The sequence below is a fragment of the Streptomyces sp. 5-10 genome, assembly GCF_014712245.1.
In the GTDB taxonomy this organism is placed as follows: domain Bacteria; phylum Actinomycetota; class Actinomycetes; order Streptomycetales; family Streptomycetaceae; genus Streptomyces; species Streptomyces violaceusniger.
This window is the reverse complement of record NZ_JACVYG010000084.1, coordinates 16,911-33,036: the sequence shown is the minus strand read 5'-3', so window position 1 is coordinate 33,036 and position 16,126 is coordinate 16,911. Positions and strand designations below refer to the sequence as shown.

The 16,126-nt window shown below is 73.2% G+C and carries 18 protein-coding genes; 10 read left to right on the top strand and 8 right to left on the bottom strand.

Translation table 11 applies throughout. The features are described from left to right. Positions 1 to 345: NAD(P)H-hydrate epimerase (locus tag IEJ02_RS45410; RefSeq protein ID WP_317986082.1), on the bottom strand; the 345-nt coding region annotated here is incomplete at its 3' end. 105 nt (positions 346 to 450) lie between these two features. Between IEJ02_RS45410 and alr the strand changes: the two genes are divergently transcribed. The 4 genes from alr (at position 451) to IEJ02_RS45390 (ending at position 3,994) form a co-directional block, all read left to right on the top strand. Further along, positions 451 to 1,605, top strand: a complete 1,155-nt coding sequence (alr, locus tag IEJ02_RS45405) for an alanine racemase (protein WP_191070144.1) — start codon at positions 451 to 453, stop codon at positions 1,603 to 1,605. Positions 1,606 to 1,607: 2 nt separating this feature from the next. Then, positions 1,608 to 2,831: an alpha/beta fold hydrolase gene (locus IEJ02_RS45400; RefSeq protein WP_191070143.1), complete on the top strand. Its 1,224-nt coding sequence runs from the start codon at positions 1,608 to 1,610 to the stop codon at positions 2,829 to 2,831. Between the two features lie 176 nt (positions 2,832 to 3,007). Further along, positions 3,008 to 3,526 (top strand): tRNA (adenosine(37)-N6)-threonylcarbamoyltransferase complex ATPase subunit type 1 TsaE, encoded by a 519-nt coding sequence (gene tsaE / locus IEJ02_RS45395; RefSeq protein ID WP_191070142.1) that lies wholly within the window; start codon positions 3,008 to 3,010, stop codon positions 3,524 to 3,526. Between the two features lie 240 nt (positions 3,527 to 3,766). Further along, on the top strand, positions 3,767 to 3,994 hold the full coding sequence (locus IEJ02_RS45390; protein ID WP_166481621.1) for a hypothetical protein: 228 nt from the start codon (positions 3,767 to 3,769) through the stop codon (positions 3,992 to 3,994). Between the two features lie 93 nt (positions 3,995 to 4,087). On the opposite strand, the gene IEJ02_RS45385 is transcribed toward IEJ02_RS45390, so the two are convergent. After that, a complete protein-coding gene (locus tag IEJ02_RS45385) occupies positions 4,088 to 4,627 on the bottom strand; it encodes a hypothetical protein (RefSeq protein WP_275562700.1) in 540 nt (179 codons plus the stop codon). 288 nt (positions 4,628 to 4,915) lie between these two features. On the opposite strand from IEJ02_RS45385, the gene tsaB reads away from it, so the two are divergent. From tsaB to IEJ02_RS45365, 4 genes are read left to right on the top strand one after another with little or no spacing between them, the layout of a single operon-like run. Then, positions 4,916 to 5,584: a tRNA (adenosine(37)-N6)-threonylcarbamoyltransferase complex dimerization subunit type 1 TsaB gene (tsaB, locus tag IEJ02_RS45380; protein WP_191070140.1), complete on the top strand. Its 669-nt coding sequence runs from the start codon at positions 4,916 to 4,918 to the stop codon at positions 5,582 to 5,584. Positions 5,585 to 5,616: 32 nt separating this feature from the next. Continuing rightward, complete coding sequence (gene rimI / locus IEJ02_RS45375) at positions 5,617 to 6,222, top strand: ribosomal protein S18-alanine N-acetyltransferase (RefSeq protein WP_191070146.1); 606 nt, start codon at positions 5,617 to 5,619, stop codon at positions 6,220 to 6,222. Beyond that, positions 6,215 to 7,315 (top strand): tRNA (adenosine(37)-N6)-threonylcarbamoyltransferase complex transferase subunit TsaD, encoded by a 1,101-nt coding sequence (gene tsaD / locus IEJ02_RS45370; RefSeq protein WP_191070139.1) that lies wholly within the window; start codon positions 6,215 to 6,217, stop codon positions 7,313 to 7,315. The genes rimI and tsaD overlap by 8 nt, the downstream gene beginning before the upstream one ends. Next, positions 7,312 to 7,575, top strand: coding sequence for a hypothetical protein (locus tag IEJ02_RS45365; RefSeq protein ID WP_191070138.1), 264 nt, complete (start codon positions 7,312 to 7,314; stop codon positions 7,573 to 7,575). Before tsaD ends, IEJ02_RS45365 begins: the two co-directional genes overlap by 4 nt. A gap of 630 nt (positions 7,576 to 8,205) precedes the next feature. On the opposite strand, the gene IEJ02_RS45360 is transcribed toward IEJ02_RS45365, so the two are convergent. Then, positions 8,206 to 10,398, bottom strand: coding sequence for an AfsR/SARP family transcriptional regulator (locus IEJ02_RS45360; protein WP_191070137.1), 2,193 nt, complete (start codon positions 10,396 to 10,398; stop codon positions 8,206 to 8,208). 133 nt (positions 10,399 to 10,531) lie between these two features. Here IEJ02_RS45360 and IEJ02_RS45355 point away from each other — a divergent pair, with 133 nt between their 5' ends. Beyond that, the gene (locus tag IEJ02_RS45355; RefSeq protein ID WP_191070136.1) at positions 10,532 to 11,491 is read left to right on the top strand and encodes an alpha/beta fold hydrolase; all 960 of its coding nucleotides are present in this window, start codon (positions 10,532 to 10,534) and stop codon (positions 11,489 to 11,491) included. 241 nt (positions 11,492 to 11,732) lie between these two features. Here IEJ02_RS45355 and IEJ02_RS45350 read toward each other — a convergent pair whose 3' ends face one another. After that, positions 11,733 to 12,593, bottom strand: a complete 861-nt coding sequence (locus tag IEJ02_RS45350; RefSeq protein WP_191070135.1) for a polysaccharide deacetylase family protein — start codon at positions 12,591 to 12,593, stop codon at positions 11,733 to 11,735. Positions 12,594 to 12,850: 257 nt separating this feature from the next. Between IEJ02_RS45350 and IEJ02_RS45345 the strand changes: the two genes are divergently transcribed. Then, on the top strand, positions 12,851 to 13,600 hold the full coding sequence (locus IEJ02_RS45345) for a hypothetical protein (protein ID WP_191070134.1): 750 nt from the start codon (positions 12,851 to 12,853) through the stop codon (positions 13,598 to 13,600). Here the strand turns inward: IEJ02_RS45345 and IEJ02_RS45340 are convergent. The 4 genes from IEJ02_RS45340 to IEJ02_RS45325 all read right to left on the bottom strand — a co-directional run bounded on the left by IEJ02_RS45340 (position 13,543) and on the right by IEJ02_RS45325 (position 15,997). Further along, positions 13,543 to 13,890 (bottom strand): hypothetical protein, encoded by a 348-nt coding sequence (locus tag IEJ02_RS45340; protein ID WP_191070133.1) that lies wholly within the window; start codon positions 13,888 to 13,890, stop codon positions 13,543 to 13,545. The genes IEJ02_RS45345 and IEJ02_RS45340 overlap by 58 nt on opposite strands. Positions 13,891 to 13,991: 101 nt before the next feature. Further along, positions 13,992 to 14,813 (bottom strand): arylamine N-acetyltransferase family protein, encoded by an 822-nt coding sequence (locus IEJ02_RS45335; RefSeq protein ID WP_191070145.1) that lies wholly within the window; start codon positions 14,811 to 14,813, stop codon positions 13,992 to 13,994. 97 nt (positions 14,814 to 14,910) lie between these two features. Next, the gene (locus tag IEJ02_RS45330) at positions 14,911 to 15,135 is read right to left on the bottom strand and encodes a DUF397 domain-containing protein (RefSeq protein WP_191070132.1); all 225 of its coding nucleotides are present in this window, start codon (positions 15,133 to 15,135) and stop codon (positions 14,911 to 14,913) included. A 10-nt stretch (positions 15,136 to 15,145) separates the two neighbouring features. Then, positions 15,146 to 15,997 (bottom strand): Scr1 family TA system antitoxin-like transcriptional regulator, encoded by an 852-nt coding sequence (locus tag IEJ02_RS45325; protein ID WP_137979093.1) that lies wholly within the window; start codon positions 15,995 to 15,997, stop codon positions 15,146 to 15,148. Between the last annotated feature and the right edge of the window lie 129 nt (positions 15,998 to 16,126).

Below are 16,126 nucleotides of genomic sequence, written 5' to 3'. Positions count from 1 at the left end.
CCCGCCGCCGCCCGTCGCCGCCCCGCCGCCGACGGCGGCCACCCGTCCGCCCGCCGCCCGCAAGGCGGCGAGTCCGCCCGGGTGGGCCCGGTCGGGGTTGAGCAGTACCGCCGTGACGCCCGCGCCGCGGCGGGCCAGGCGGGCGCCCGCGTAGAGCGCGTCGCCGCCGTTGTCGCCGCTGCCGACGAGCAGGGCCACCCGGGAGCCGTACACCCGGCCCAGCAGATCGGCGCACGCGGCCGCGAGTCCCGCCGCCGCGCGCTGCATGAGCGCTCCTTCGGGCAGCCGCGCCATCAGTTCGCGCTCGGCGGCCCGTACGGTCTCGACGCTGTAGGCAATCCTCATGCCCATAGTCTCCCGAACCGAGGGCACTCCTCGCGTGGAAGCGAGGCACTCCGTGCGGAGAAGCACACACTCCGGTCGGGGGACGGGCCTGAGAGACTGACGGAGATGGACGAGACACCGATGCGTGCCCGTGCCGTGGTCGACCTGGCCGCCCTACGGGCCAATGTGAGGGCGCTGCGCGCCGCGGCACCCACGGCCGAGCTGATGACCGTGGTCAAGTCGGACGCCTATGGCCACGGCATGGTCCCCTGCGCCCGCGCCGCCCGCGAGGCGGGCGCGGACTGGCTGGGCGCGGCCACGCCGGAGGAGGCGTTCGCGCTGCGGGCGGCGGGGGACACGGGCCGGTTGATGTGCTGGCTGTGGACGCCCGGCGGCCCCTGGCGGCAGGCCATCGAGGCGGACATCGACGTCTCGGCCAGCGGGCTGTGGGCGCTGCGCGAGGCCGTCGCCGCGGCCCGCGCGTGCGGCCATACCGCGCGGTTGCACCTGAAGGCGGACACCGGGCTGGGCCGCAACGGCTGCCAGCCCGACGACTGGCCCGCCCTGGTCGCCGAGGCCCGCGCCGCCGAGGCGGAAGGGGCCATTCGGGTGACGGGGCTGTGGTCCCACTTCGCCTGCGCGGACGAACCGGGCCATCCGTCCATCGCCGCCCAGCTGTCGGTCTTCCGCGACATGGTGGCGCACGCCGAACAGGCGGGGCTGCGGCCGGAGGTGCGCCACATCGCCAACTCCGCGGCCACCCTGACCGTGCCCGAGTCGCACTTCGACCTCGTCCGGACCGGCGTCTCCACCTACGGCATCTGCCCGAGCCCGGAACTCGGCACGGCCGCCGACTTCGGGCTGCGCCCGGTGATGACGCTCTCCGCCGCGCTCGCCTCGGTCAAGCGGGTGCCGGGCGGCCACGGCGTCTCCTACGGGCATCGCTATGTGACCCCCGGCGAGACGACCCTCGCGCTGGTGCCCGTCGGCTACGGGGACGGCATCCCGCGCCATGCCTCGGGCACCGGCCCGGTGCTGGTCGCGGGCAAGTGGCGGACCATCGCGGGCACGGTCGCCATGGACCAGTTCGTCGTGGATCTGGGCGGCGACACCGCCGCCCCGGGCGACGAGGCGGTGCTGTTCGGTCCGGGGGACCGGGGCGAGCCGACCGTCGAGGACTGGGCGCGCGCCGTGGGCTCGATCGCCTACGAGATCGTGACCAGGATCTCGGCCCGTATTCCCCGCGTTTATGTAGGTGAGGACGGGGGCACAGGGAACTGACCATGGGCGACGAGAGCACGGCCGTCAGCACGGCAGAGATGGCGACACGAGTCGCGGCGGGGGCCACAGCCGTGAGCTGGCGCCGGGGCGCCGGATTCGCGGGCGCCGCGATCGGTGTGCTCGCGGCGGGAGCGGCCGCGGGCGTCGCGCTCGAGCGGCTGACGGTCGGCCGCGGCGTACGGCGCAAGGCGCGGCTCGCCCTGGACGCCGAGGGCCCGTACGGCACACTGCGCGGCACCCCGGGCACGGCGGTCGCCGACGACGGCACCGAGATCTACTACGAGGTCGAGGAGGTGCGGGAGAACGCCGCCGCGCCCTCGCCCCGGCGCAAGCGGCGGTTCGGGCGCCGCGCCCCCACCCCCGTCACCATGATCTTCAGCCATGGCTACTGCCTCGCCCAGGACTCCTGGCACTTCCAGCGCTCCGCGCTGCGCGAGGTGGTCCGCACCGTCTACTGGGACCAGCGCTGCCACGGCCGCTCGGCGCGCGGCTGCGCCCAGGCGGACGGCGAGGCGATCAGCATCGACCAGCTCGGCCGCGATCTGAAGGCGGTGATCGACGCGACGGCGCCCGAGGGGCCGCTGGTGCTCGTCGGCCACTCCATGGGCGGCATGACGATGATGGCGCTGGCCGCGCAGTACCCCGACCTGATCCGCGAGCGCGTGATCGGCGCGGCCTTCATCGGCACCTCGGCGGGCCGGTTGGGCGAGGTCAGCTTCGGCCTCCCGGTGGTCGGGGTGAACGCGGTGCGGCGGGTGCTGCCCGGGCTGCTGAAGGCGCTGGGCTGGCAGGCCGACCTGGTCGAGCGGGGGCGGCGGGCGACCGCGGACTTGTTCGCGGGGCTGATCAAGCGCTATTCGTTCGGCTCGAAGGACGTGGACCCGGGGGTCGCGCGGTTCGCCGAGCGGCTGATCGAGGCCACGCCGATCGATGTGGTCGCGGAGTTCTACCCGGCGTTCATCGCCCACGACAAGGCGGCGGCGCTGCCGCACTTCGACGGGCTGCCGGTGCTGGTCCTCGCGGGTGACAAGGACCTCATCACCCCGATGGAGCACAGCGAGGCGATCGCGGAGCTGCTTCCGGGCGCGGAGCTGGTGATCCTCGAGGAGGCCGGGCACCTGGTGATCCTCGAGCACCCGGAGGTGGTCAACGGCCACCTGACGGAGTTGCTGTCGCGGGCGGTGGACGGGGTCGGCGACCGGGCGGGGCGGGGCGTGACGGGCTGAGGAGCGGTTCCCTTGCGGAGCGGTCTCCCTGTCCGGCCGTTCCGGCGGTCCGACCGAGGTGTGACGGGCTGAGGAGCGGTCTCCCTGCCCGGCCGTTCCGGCGGCCCGGCCGGGGCGTTCGGGGTGGCCGCACGCTGGTCCGCGGCGGGCTTTTGGGGCCCGTACCATCGGCGAGTATGGACGTAGGCACGCGCATCACCGTCACCTCTCCCGACCAGATGCGGGACCTGGGCCGCAGACTCGCCAAGCTGCTGCGCCCCGGCGATCTGGTGCTCCTCACCGGTGAACTCGGCGCGGGCAAGACGACGCTGACGCGGGGCCTCGGCGAGGGCCTCGGCGTCCGCGGCGCCGTCACCTCGCCCACCTTCGTGATCGCCCGGGTGCACCCCTCGCTGGGCGACGGCCCGCCGCTGGTCCATGTCGACGCCTACCGGCTGAACGGCGGCCTCGACGAGATGGAGGACCTGGACCTCGATGTCTCCCTGCCGGATTCGGTGGTGGCCGTGGAGTGGGGCGAGGGCAAGGTCGAGGGGCTGGCGGAGGACCGGCTGCATGTGGTGATCCAGCGGACGGTGGGCAGCGACATGGCCGTCACGGACACGATGGCCGCCGACGTGGACGACGTACGGGACGTGGTGGTGACGGGCGTGGGTCATCGCTGGGCGGGGGAGGACCTGGCGTCGCTCGCGGGGTAGTGCCGGCGCCACTAGATCAAACGGTGCCCCCCGGTCAAACGGCGCCCCCGGTCAACCGGCGCCACCCGGTCAAACGGTCAAGCCGCTGGTAGAGCTCGCGTGCAGATGCCGCGTAGTTTCCGACAAGCCGTCGGCATGCTGTTGCATTCCGGGCATCACCCGTGGTCACATGGTGGGAGAAAGCGTGGGTTAGGTCTACCTAACTCCGCTCGACTGCCCCAGGACCCTCAGGAGGCACCCATGTCGGCCCACGACCCTGTGGCCGGGACCGGCGCCGCGCGCGACGACCGGTCACCGTCGATGTCGGAGCTCCTGGCGGCGTGTGCGGCGGCGAGCGCGGTCTCGACGCCCCCGCGACCGGCCGAGGAGGGGACCCTGGCGTCCGAGGGCGAGACCCTGGCGTCCGAGGAGGAGGCCCCGGCGTCCGTCGAGCCCGAGGCGGAGGACGAGGAGCGGGACGCGGCGTAACGGCGCACAGCTACGCCGTCCGGCCACGTCAGCCAGTTACGTCGTCCGGCTACGCCATCCGGCTACGTCGTCCAGCTACGTCAGCCAGGTCCGCTAGGGGACGACGACCACCTTCGTGTCCAGCTGCGCGAACTCCCACATCGCCGTGCCGTCCGCCCGGCTCTCCCGGACGGCCCCGGTCCGCTTGCGCGCGTTCGGGTCCGGCATCGACCCGTCCACCGCCGCGCTGAAACCGAACACGACTCCCCCTTCCGAGTGGAAGACGACGACGTGCTCGACCTGGACTCCGTCCGATCCGACCCCGCCCTTGTTGCGTGAGGTCACGGAATAGGTCCCCGGGGCGGGGCTGGCCGGGCTGGGGCCCACCTCGAAGGTGCGGTCGGCCTTGCCGTCGGCGCCGACCAGCCAGACCCGCTTGTCGCCCAGGGCGTAGACGACCCGTACGCCGGTGCCGGAGCGGGCCGGGAGGGCGGTGGACTTCTTCTTCGCCCCCGCGTCGCCCTTGTCCTTCTTCTTGGACTCGGCGGAGTGCGAGCCGGGTCGGGCCTGGGTCGGATGGTCGGGCGCGGTCGCGGCGGCCTGGTAGCCGAGGAACCCGACGACGCCCAGCGCGGCGGCGGTGAGTACGGCCACAGCTGGCCCGGTACTGCTCCTTGGCACGGCGGCTTCCCTCTCCTGCGGTCAGTATGTGCTGACGGCCCGTACACACTTACGGTGACGGTAGCACCGGCGCCCGCCGCCCGGCCGCGCTCCGGCCGTCCGGTGACCGAGCTGTTCCACCGTCGGTACGAAAGCCGGTGGCGAGGCCGGTACGAAAGCCGGTGGCGAGGCCGGTACGGAAGTCGGTGGCGAGGCCGCTACCAACGCGGTACCGACGCCGGTACGAAAGAACGACCTCCCGGCGCGCCGTAGGCTGTTCTCGTGCTGTTGCTCGCTCTTGATACCGCCACCCCCGCCGTGACCGTCGCCCTGCACGACGGCTCCGCAGTGATCGCCGAGTCCGCCGACGTGGACGCCCGGCGCCACGGCGAGCTGTTGCTGCCCGCCGTCCACCGGACGCTGAAAGCGGCGGGCACCGAACTGGGCGCGGTGACGGAGATCGTCGTCGGCGCGGGCCCCGGCCCGTACACCGGACTGCGCGTGGGCCTGGTGACCGCGGCCACCTTCGGGTCGGTCCTCGGCGTCCCCGTCCACGGGCTGTGCACGCTGGACGGGATCGCGTACGCCGCCGGGCGGGCCGGTCTGGAAGGCCCCTTCGTCGTGGCCACGGACGCGCGGCGCAAGGAGGTCTACTGGGCGCGTTACGACGACGCCCGCACCCGCGTCACCGAGCCCGCCGTCGACCACCCCGCCGACCTCGCCGAGCGGGTGGCCGGGCTGCCCGCGGTCGGCGCGGGTGCGCTGCTCTACCCGGCGGCCTTCGCCGACGTACCGCCCGGGATGCCGGAGCACCAGTCGGCGGGGGCGCTCGCCTCGCTCGCCGCCGAGATGCTGGCGCGCGGCGAGGAGCTGCCGCCGCCCCGGCCGCTGTATCTGCGCCGCCCCGACGCCAAGGTGCCCGCCAACTACAAGGTGGTCACCCCGAAGTGACCGGCACCGGCACGAGCGTGACGCTGCGCGAGATGCGCTGGTGGGACCTGGAGCGGGTGATGGAGCTCGAGGAGGAGCTGTTCCCCGAGGACGCCTGGTCGCGGGGGATGTTCTGGTCCGAGCTCGCGCACGCCCGGGGCCGGGACGCCACCCGCCACTACGTGGTGGCGGAGGACGGGCCCCGGCTGGTCGGGTACGCCGGGCTCGCCGTCGTCGACCGCACCGGCGACGTCCAGACCATCGCCGCCGCCCGCGACCACTGGGGCACCGGCCTCGGCGCCCGCCTCCTCACCGACCTCCTGACGGCCGCCACCGCCTTCGAGTGCCGTGAGGTGCTGCTGGAGGTGCGGGTGGACAACGCCCGCGCCCAGCGGCTGTACGAGCGCTTCGGCTTCGAGCCCATCGGCATACGCAAGGGCTACTACCAGCCCGGCAATGTGGACGCCCTGGTCATGCGGCTGGCCGACCCGGCGACGGCGACCACCGGCGCGCCGGCGAACGGCGAGCCCGGCGAGCCCACGGCGAACACCGCGTCCGCCACGACCACAGCGAATCCCGCGCACACAGCGAATCCCGCGCACACAGCCAACCCCGCGAACCCCGCGACCTCAGTACAAGGAACCGAGACCCATGGCTGACGAACCCCTCGTCCTCGGCATCGAGACCTCCTGCGACGAGACCGGAGTCGGCATCGTCCGCGGCCACACCCTCCTCGCCGACGCCGTCGCCTCCAGCGTGGACGAGCACGCCCGCTTCGGCGGCGTCGTCCCCGAGGTCGCCAGCCGCGCCCATCTGGAGGCGATGGTCCCCACGATCCAGCGGGCGCTGAAGGAGGCCGGGGTCGCCGCCTCCGACCTCGACGGCATCGCCGTCACCGCGGGCCCCGGGCTCGCGGGCGCGCTGCTGGTCGGCGTCTCGGCCGCCAAGGCGTACGCCTACGCCCTCGGCAAGCCGCTCTACGGCGTCAACCACCTCGCCTCCCACATCTGCGTCGACCAGCTGGAGCACGGTCCGCTGCCCGAGCCGACGATGGCGCTGCTGGTGAGCGGCGGCCACTCCTCGCTGCTCCTCGCGCCCGACATCACCGCCGACGTCCGCCCGCTGGGCTCGACCATCGACGACGCGGCGGGCGAGGCGTTCGACAAGATCGCCCGGGTGCTGAACCTGGGCTTCCCGGGCGGCCCCGTCATCGACCGCATCGCCCGCGAGGGCGACCCGGACGCGATCGCCTTCCCGCGCGGGCTGACCGGTCCGCGGGACGCCGCGTACGACTTCTCCTTCTCGGGGCTGAAGACCGCCGTCGCGCGCTGGATCGAGGCGAAGCGGGCGGCGGGCGAGGAGGTCCCGATCGCCGACGTCTCGGCCTCCTTCCAGGAGGCGGTCGTGGACGTGCTGACCCGCAAGGCCGTCCGCGCCTGCAAGGACGAGGGCGTGGAGCACCTGATGATCGGCGGCGGCGTCGCCGCCAACTCCCGGCTGCGGGCGATGGCCGAACGCCGCTGCGAGGACGCGGGGATCACCCTGCGGGTGCCGCGGCCGAAGCTGTGCACGGACAACGGGGCGATGGTGGCGGCGCTCGGCGCGGAGATGGTGGCGCGGGGGCGGGCGGCCTCGGCGTGGGACCTGTCGGCCGACTCGTCCCTCCCGGTGACGGACCCCCACGTCCCGGCGCCCGCCGGGCACACCCACGACCATGTGCACGAGCTGAGCCGGAAGAACCTGTACGCATGACCGTCGCGTTGATGTGGGAAGCCCGAGCCGTGGCCGGAAAGGGCGAGGAACTCCTGACCTGGGCCACCCACCAGCCCCTCGACCCGCCCCCGCTCCGCCGCGAAACCTTCCGCGCACCCGAGGACCGCGTCCTCGTCATCACCTGGTGGGAGGGCACCTACGACACCGAGGGCCTGCCAGAACTCCCCGAGCCGGGGCAGGACTTGGTACGGCGTGCGGTCCACCGCTGGCGCTTCGAGACGGTAGCGGACGGGGCCTAGGGGTGCCCGGCAGATCGTGACGCCTGCGGCGGACTCTTCCCCTCCCCGCCCCTTCCCGACCCCTGACCATTTGCGGCTCCGCCGCGTGGGGGCTCTGTCTCAGACGCCGCGTGGGGGCTCTGTCTCAGACGCCGCGTGGGGGCTCTGCGCCCAGGCCCCGGGTGGGGGCTGTGCCTTAGGCCCCGGGTGGGGGCTCTGTCTCAGACGCCGGGCGGGGGCTCTTCCTCAGGCCCCGGGTGGGGGCTGTGCGCCCAGGCCCCGGGTGGGAGCTCTGCCAGACGCCGGGCGGGGGCTCTGCCCCCGACCCCGGNTGGGAGCTCTGCCAGACGCCGGGCGGGGGCTCTGCCCCCGACCCCGGGTGGGGGCTCTGTCTCAGACGCCGCGTGGGGGGCTGTGCCTCAGGCCCCGGGTCGGGGCTCTGTCTCAGGCCCCGGGTCGGGGGGCTGTGCCTCAGGCCCCGGGTGGGGGCTCTGCTCCAGACGCCGGGCGGGGGCTCTGCCCCCGATCCCGGGTCGGGGCTCTGCCTCCAGGCGCCGGGGTCCAGGGGCGGAGCCCCTGGTATCGGGAAGGGGCGGGGAGGGGAAAGTGTCGCAGGACACCCCGTAGCGGTGACGGCGCGAGGCCGTGTCGTTACCGCAGGGCCTCGGCCAGATCGGTCAGGTGCCGGGAGACCGGGCCCAGGGTGAGCAGACCGCTGCCCGCCCCGGCGAGCTCGGCCGCCGCCGGGGTCAACGCCGCGTGGGCGCGCGCGATCGTCTCCCGGTCGCCGACGGCGATGGCCGCGCGCCCGGTGAGACACCACAGGGCCTCCAGCAGCAGATCGCGGGGCGGTTCCGGGACCGTGCGCAGCGCCGCCGCGGCCTCGGCGCGGCGGGCCTGGGCCAGCAGCACCAGCGGGCGGGCCCAGGGCGCGTACGGCCCCCAGTCGAGGTCCGCGTCGGTCGGGGCGGGCCGCCCCCGCTCCACGCGCAGACAGAGCAGCGCGAGCGGCAGCAGACCGTGCTCCAGGCCGGGCATCCCGGCGCCGCCCAGCCGCGCGGCGGCGTTCCGGTAGGCCGCCTCGACCGCTGCCTCGTCCGCAGGCCCCGTCGCGGCCAGCCGCAGCGCCCGGTACCACGCGGTGAACACCCCTACCAGCGGCCGCTCATGGCGCTCGCCCAGACGCTCGGCGGCGGCCGCGTGCCGATCGGCCGCCGCGAAGTCCCCGAGCGCGCTGCGGGCCTGGACCCGGATGAGATGGCCGAGCACCTCGAAGGGGACCAGCCCGTGCCGCGCCGACAGGGCGATCAGCTCGGCCCCGGTCGCGTCCCGGCGCGGCGCCAGCCCCGCGCGCTCGAAGCTCTGCATGAAGACGCCGTTCAGCGCGAACGCCAGCGCCCCCGGATCGTCCAGCCGCCGAGCGATCTCCTCCGCCTGCCGAGCCGCTTGCCGCCCCCGCTCGGACCGCCCACCCCGCGACTCCACGGCGATCGTCGCCAGCAACCGGGCGCGCATCGCGTCATGGCCGACCGGCCATGAGCCGGGAGTGTCGCGGCCGGAGCCCTCGTGGCCGCGTAGGCGGCGGCCAGGCGCTCCGGGGCCGGTTGGCCCTTCCCTGGGCGCCTCGTGGCTGGGCGGGCCGGGGCTGATTGCCCCGTCCCCGGGCGCCCCGTCCCCGGGCGCCCTGTCCCCGGGGGCCTCGTGGCCCGGCGGCCCGTGGTCGGACGCACCCGGGTCGGCCGGGAAGTCGGCCGCGAGTGCGGCCAGCGTGCGTTCGGCTGCCCTGACGATTGATGCCGCCTGTTCGGGGTCGTCCAGGCGGGTCCAGATCGCGGGGACGTCGTAGGCGCCGATGACTCGGGCGGTCAGTTCCGGGTCGCCCAGTTCTTCCGCCGCCGCGACGGCCGCCACGCGCTGTTGGCGGGCCGTCAGCAGGCCGCCGCCACCGGTCATCGAGAGGTCGCGCAGCAGGCCGACCGTCGACTCCAGGCGGGTCCGGGCGCCGGAGGCCACGGTGCGGTCGTACGCGGCGGTCGCGTCCGCCCACACCTGGGCCGCCGCGCCGCCCCGCGCCGCCGTGGGGTCGAGGTGGGGCGCCTGGCCGAGGATGTCCGTCTCCAGGCGGCGCAGCTCCGGGCCCGGGTCCACGCCCAGCTGCTCGACCAGCAGCGTGCGGGCCCGGCGCAGCACCGCCAGCGCGTCGCCCTGGCGGCCGGTGCGGTACAGCGCGAGGGCCAGCGCCCGCCAGGCGCCCTCGCGCCAGGGGTGCTCGGCCAGATGCGCCTCCAGGTCCGGCACCGCCTCGGCGGCCCGGCCCAGCGCCAGCCGGGCCTCCGCCTGCCGCTCGACGGCGTGCAGCCGCAGCTCCGCCAGCCGGGAGCGCTCGCCCCGGGCCCAGCCCTCGTCGGCGAACTCCGCGTACGCGGGCCCGCGCCACCGGCCCAGCGCCTCCTCCAGCCGGGGCAGCGCGCCGTCCGGCGGCAGGGTCGCCGCGTCGGCCACGTCCTGTTCGAAGCGCCAGGCGTCCACCGCGTCCGGGTCGGCCCGCAGCGCGTACCCGGGGCCCTCGGTGACCAGCAGCCGGGCCGGGGTGCGCGGCGGGCGCTGCGGCTCCAGCGCGCGGCGCAGCGCGGCCACGAACGTACGCACCGCGCCCACCGCCCCCGGCGGCGGCTCCGTCCACAGGTCCTCGATCAGCCGGGAGACGGGTACGACACGGCGGCGGGCGACGATCAGCCGGGCCAGCACCGCGCGGTGCCGTGGCCCCTTGAGCGCGATCGCGCGCCCGTCGGCGTCCGCGTCCCAGGCCACGACCGGCCCCAGCACCCCGAAACCGACCCGCATGCGGTCACGGTAGCGCGCTGATCGGATGCTCATCCGCACCCGGCAGGCTGACAGCCAGCTGGTCAGTCACTTACGCCGTCCGGTCGCCCGGATGTCCGGTCGCCCGGATGCTCCACAGAAAGCGCGCTCACCCATGGCCCCTGTCATTCCCGGCTTCGACTACCGCCGCGTCCCCGTCGCCGACGGCGTGTCCCTGAACGTGGCCGTCGCGGGCTCGGGCAGCCCGCTCGTGCTGCTGCACGGCTTCCCGCAGACCCACCTCATGTGGCGGCACGTGGCCGCCGACCTCGCGGCCGATCACACCGTGATCTGCCCCGACCTGCGCGGCTACGGCGCCAGCGACAAACCGTCCGCCAATGCCGCCGCCGCTGCCGGTCCCGCCGCCGCTGCCGACCCCGGCGCCGTCACCGACCCCGCCGCCGCCGACGACGCCAATGCCGACCCCGCCGCCTACGCCAAGCGCACCATGGCCGCCGACATCGTCGCCCTCGCCCGCGCCCTCGGGCATGACCGCTTCGCGCTGGCCGGGCACGACCGCGGCGCCCTGGTCGCCTTCCGGGCGGGCCTCGACCACCCGGCGACGATCACCCACCTCGCCTGCCTGGACGTGCTGCCGACCCTCGACATGTGGGACGTGCTGCACGGCACCACCGCCGCCGTCGGCTTCCACCTCTTCCTGATGGCCCAGCCCCCGGGGCTGCCCGAGCGGATGATCGCCGCCTGCCCCGACGACTTCTTCGGCCACTTCCTCGACCTGTGGACGGGCGACCCGCGGGCCATCCCCGCCGAGATCCGTGCCGCCTATCTGGACGCCTGCCGCGCCGCAGTGCCGTCGATCGTGGCCGACTACCGTGCCTCGGCCGGTGTCGACGTCGACCACGACCGGGCCGACCGCGACGGCGGACGCCGGCTGACGATGCCGCTCACCGTCATTCAGCAGGACTGGGGCGCCGCCCTCGGCTATGACGCGGCGGCGCTGTGGCGCGCCTGGGCCGACGACCTGGAGCACCACACCGTCGGCTACGGCCACTTCATGGCCGAGGAGGCCCCCGCCGACATCGCCAAGGCCCTGCGGGAGCTGCTGGCCCGGTAGCGGACCTGGTGGACGTTGAACCCAGTGGTCTCCAACGGATCGTGACGCCTGCGGCGGGCTGCTCCCCTCCCCGCCCCTTCCCGACATCTGACGATTTGCGGCTCCGTCGCGTGGGGGCTCTGCCCCAGACCTCGGTTCGGGGTTTTGCCCCGGGCCCCGGACCGGGGCTTCGCACCTGCCCGCGGCATCGCTATGCGGCTCCGCCGCCAAGTCCGCCGGACACCCGTAGCTGGCCCCGGGGTCACGCCGCCCCGGCGGAGTAGTGGTCGGCGATCTCGTCGCTGGTCGTCACCCACACCCCGGGGTGGTTCACCACGTACTCAAGGGCCTGGTCCACATACTTGTGCCGGAAGGGCTGGTTGATCACGAACGGGTGCAGCACCAGCGACATCACCCGCCCGCTCGTGGCCGAGTCCGCGTACAGCTGGTCGAGCTGGTCCTTGACGATCCGGACGAAGTCGGGCCCGCTGAGGCTCTTGCCGACGAAGAGCTGGATGTCGTTGACCTCGATCGAATACGGCACGCTCAGCATCCCCGGCACGTTCAGCCGGTACGGCTGGTCGTCGTTGGCCCAGTCCAGTACGTACCGCAGCCCCAGCTCGGCCAGGAGCTCCGGCGTGCGGAAGGTCTCGGTCAGCGCCGGCCCCAGCCAGCCGCGCGGCCTGCGGCCGGTGGCCTTCTCGATGGTGCCGATCACCTCGGTGAGGTAGGCACGCTCCTCCTCGGGGGACATGTCCGCCTGGAGGATCGAGTTGTTCTTGCCGTGTGCCGCCCACACCCAGTTCCGCTCCCGCCCGGCCCGGATGATCTGGGGGTAGTGCTCGGCGACATCGGAGTTGAGCATTACGCTCGCCCGTACCTGGTGCCGGTCCAGGCTCTCGATCAGCCGCCAGATCCCGACCCGGGGGCCGTAGTCCCGCCACCCGTAGTTCAGCGGATCGGGCGCCAGCGCCCTGGTGTCGGGGAAGATGCTGGTGGAGGGGCGGTCGATCGCGTAGTGCTCGACGTTCAGCCCGACGTAGAAGGCCACTCGGGCGCCGTCGGGCCAGTGGATCGGGGTGCGTTCGACGATGGGGCTGTAGTCGAAGAGCTGGTTGTCCATCAGGGCTCACCTCATTTGTGCTGCTCATCTGTACTGCTCATCTGTGCGGCGGTTCGGCGTCGCGTTCGGCTTCGCTCGATGGACATCGTGAAACCCTCACACAAGTGAGAAGGTCAAGCCGAAGAAGACCGGGCCACGACCGAAGAGCTGAGAGACTGCGTCGGCGTACACCGCAGAGCTGTGCGTGCCACGAGTGCCGTGAGTGCTACGAGTGCCGTGAGCACGATGAGTGCCATGAGTGCCATAGGAAGGACGCCATGACGCCGCCCAACGAGCTTCCGCCACCGCCGCCCGCCCCGGACGAGCGGCCGTGGAAGGACCGCGCCGGGTTGCTCGATGAGCGCGCGCGGGCGATGGGGGCGCTGGCGCGGTGGTACCTGGCGCCGCACCGGGCGCTGCTGCTGTGGCTGTCCGCGCTCGTCTTCGCGCTGGGGTGGAGCCTCGCGGTCTCGGGGTTCCAGTTCCTGGTGAAGGGCGAGATCATCGAGCACGTGCTGGGCGTGATCTTCCTGGGTCTCGCCCTGGGCGCCACGGTCCCCTCCAGCCTCGGGGTGGCCTCCGGCATCCGGCGCGACGTCTTCGTGGGCGCGTGCCTGCGCGACTGGGCCGAGCTGGAGCGCGATCCCCAGACGCTGCCGCACTGGCGGGTCTCCGGCGGCGCGCTCCTGTGGCTGGGCCCGTCCATCGTGCTGGCCTGCCTGGGGCTGGCGCTGGGCGGGTTCGCCGTCTTCTCGGACGTCGGCACGGAGAGCGTCGGCACCGTCGCCGGTATCGGCCTGGTCTTCGCGGCCGCCGGGGCGCTCGGCATGGCCAAGGCGATCGACTACTACCGCCTGGTCAGCCGCGAACTCCGTCCCCTCCGCCCCGACACCGGCGGTCCGGACCCATACGGCCCGGACGCACACGGTCCTGACGGACACGGCCCGGACGCATACGGTCCTGGCGCGGGCTACGCGGACGGCTTCTCCGACGACGGCTTCTCCGACGACGGCTTCTGCAGCGACTGAAAGCGGGTCCGCAGCTCCTCGTACCGCTCACCCGGGCTCTCCCCGCGCTCCTTGGCCACCTCCTCGATGCGGGTCAGCAGCTGCCTGACCCGCACGGCGTCCGTATAGGCGTCGCGCTCCAGCTTCTTGTAGGCGGCCGCGGCCGGGCCCTTGTGATCGTCGGGGTCCACCGACTGCCTCAGATGGCCGAGACGCTCGATCTGTTCCTCGAGGTAACTGAGCATTCCCTCAAGGTCTTTGATGAGATCCGACAGATCCTGGTCCGATACGGACAGTTTGTCTTTACTCATGTTCCATCCGTCCCTGCCACCCTCCCATCGGCCCATTAGCGGGATGATCGTGCCATGACCGGGGCCGGTGTGGAGAGCCGCCCGGGGTAACTCCTGTGCCGTCAGTCCGGCAGGGCCGTGTCCGGGGGCAGCTCGATGCCGAACTCGGCGGCGAGAACGCGCAGCACCTCGTCGTTGTCGGCGAGTTCGCGCTCCTTACGGCTGCCGTCGGAGTGCGTCTCGACGAGAGTCCGCCCGGACAGGAGGAGATGGCGGTCGAGGCCGGTCCGCTGGACGTGGAGGGTGTGCTGGAAGGGCGAGCGCGGGTTGGTGGCGACGTGCCAGTTGATGACCCCGTAGTCGGACGCGTCGAACGGCTCGCGGGTGAAGGCGTACTGGTCCTGCCAGGAGCCGTCGAGGAACGCCTGGAAGACCCACAGGTCCTCCAGCCCCTCCGGGTGCGGCTCGCGGACGTAGCGGTGGCGGCGGGTGCCGTCGTGGAACTCGGTGTCGGCGACGAGCGGCACGGCCTCCAGGAGGCCGCCGATGCTGCCGAAGCCCACATCGGCCACGTAACGCCGCTCCTCGCCCGGGATCCCGACCAGCAGCAGCATGTGCGTGCGCGGGCGGATCGTCCCGGGGGCCGCGCCGACCCGGACGCGGGCGGTGAGGCCGGTGACGCGGAAGCCGAGGGCGGTGAGGGCGGCGGTGAGCAGCGTGTTGTGCTCGTAGCAGTAACCGCCGCGCCGGCCGCGGACCAGCTTGGCCTCCAGGTCGGGGACGGCGAGGGAGGGGGCCGAGCCGAGGAGGGGGTCGAGGTTCTCGAACGGTATGGACGTGAGATGCGCCCGATGCACCGCCCGCAGCGTCTCCACGGTGGGGGCGGGGCGCCGGTCGCCCGTCCAGCCGATACGCGTCAGATAGGCGTCGAGGTCAAGGGCGATACGGGCTGGTTCCATACTGCCGACCGTAACGCCGGATCCCCGGCCCCGGCCTCCGCTCAAGGTGGGGGCCTCACCTGGTCCTCTGGACGTAGGTCCGTTACGCCGTCCTTGTCGTCTCCGGCGCCGCCGCGAGGTGATCGAGCGTGCCCGTCTTGATCGACTGGAGCAGGGCTCCCAGCCTCGCGGGGCTCGTGGTGAGGACCGTACGGGGGTCGTCGCTCTCGCGGAGGGCGACGGTGGTGCCTATGAAGGCGAGTTCTATGCAGGAGTTCCCGTCCCCCGCGCCGGAGTAGGACGACTTGCGCCAGTTGATCTCGGACATTCCTTCGCCCTCACATCTGTTGAACGGTCTCGCGGATGAAGTCACGTGACTCCTTCTCGGACAAAGCCAGCTCTTCGGTCCGGTCCATGACCGCCCGGTAGTTCAGAAGCTGGGACTCCCCGTCGAGGAACGCCGCGTCCTGCGCGACATCGAGCTGAACGGTATCCAACTGCGGCACCGGACCCGTGGCGTAGGTGACGGAGATACCCGCGACGTGGAATCCTCCGGCCGCGATCGGCACGACCCGAACGGAGACGTTCGGGCGCTCCGAGGACTCCAGCAGGCTGTCGAGCTGCGCGCGCAGCACGCGCTGATCGCCGAACCGTACGCGGAGCGCGGTCTCGTGGATGATGAATGTGCAGGATGGCGGCTGGTCCCGATCCAGGATGTCCCGGCGCTTCATGCGGTGCGAGAGTCTTCGACGGAGTTCCGTCGGCGACCAGCCGGGGACGGCCGTGCTCAGCACCGACCGAGCGTAGTCCTCGGTCTGCAGGAGTCCTGGGATGTGCATCAGCTCGACGACGCGCAGGCTCGTGGCGAAGTACTCCAGTTCCGCCAGGTCGAGACCGGCGGCGCCGAGCGTCCCCCGGTACTCCTCCCACCACCCGCGCTTGCGCTCGGTCGCCATCGCGACCAGCGCCTCGACGTACGCCTGGTCCGGGCAGGCGTAGTTGGCGGCGAGTGTGCGTACGCGCTCTTCGCTGACGCCGAACCGGGCCAGCTCCATATTGGTGACATGCGAGCGGTTCGTGCCCAGCCGGTCGGCCGCTTCCTGGATGGTGAGACCCGCGTGCTCGCGCATCCTCCGAAGCTCCGTGCCAAGTCGGCGCTGACGTGCCGTGATGGTGGTCCTCGAAGCCATGCCTGCCTTCCTCGTGGGTCGTCACCCAGTGTGGCGCGTGGCCACGAATGGGTCTATCTACTCACTAATTTCGACGATCTGGTGGCACTAGTTAGGTGCAGCCCTCTACCGTAGGTGTCGTTGCCGCTA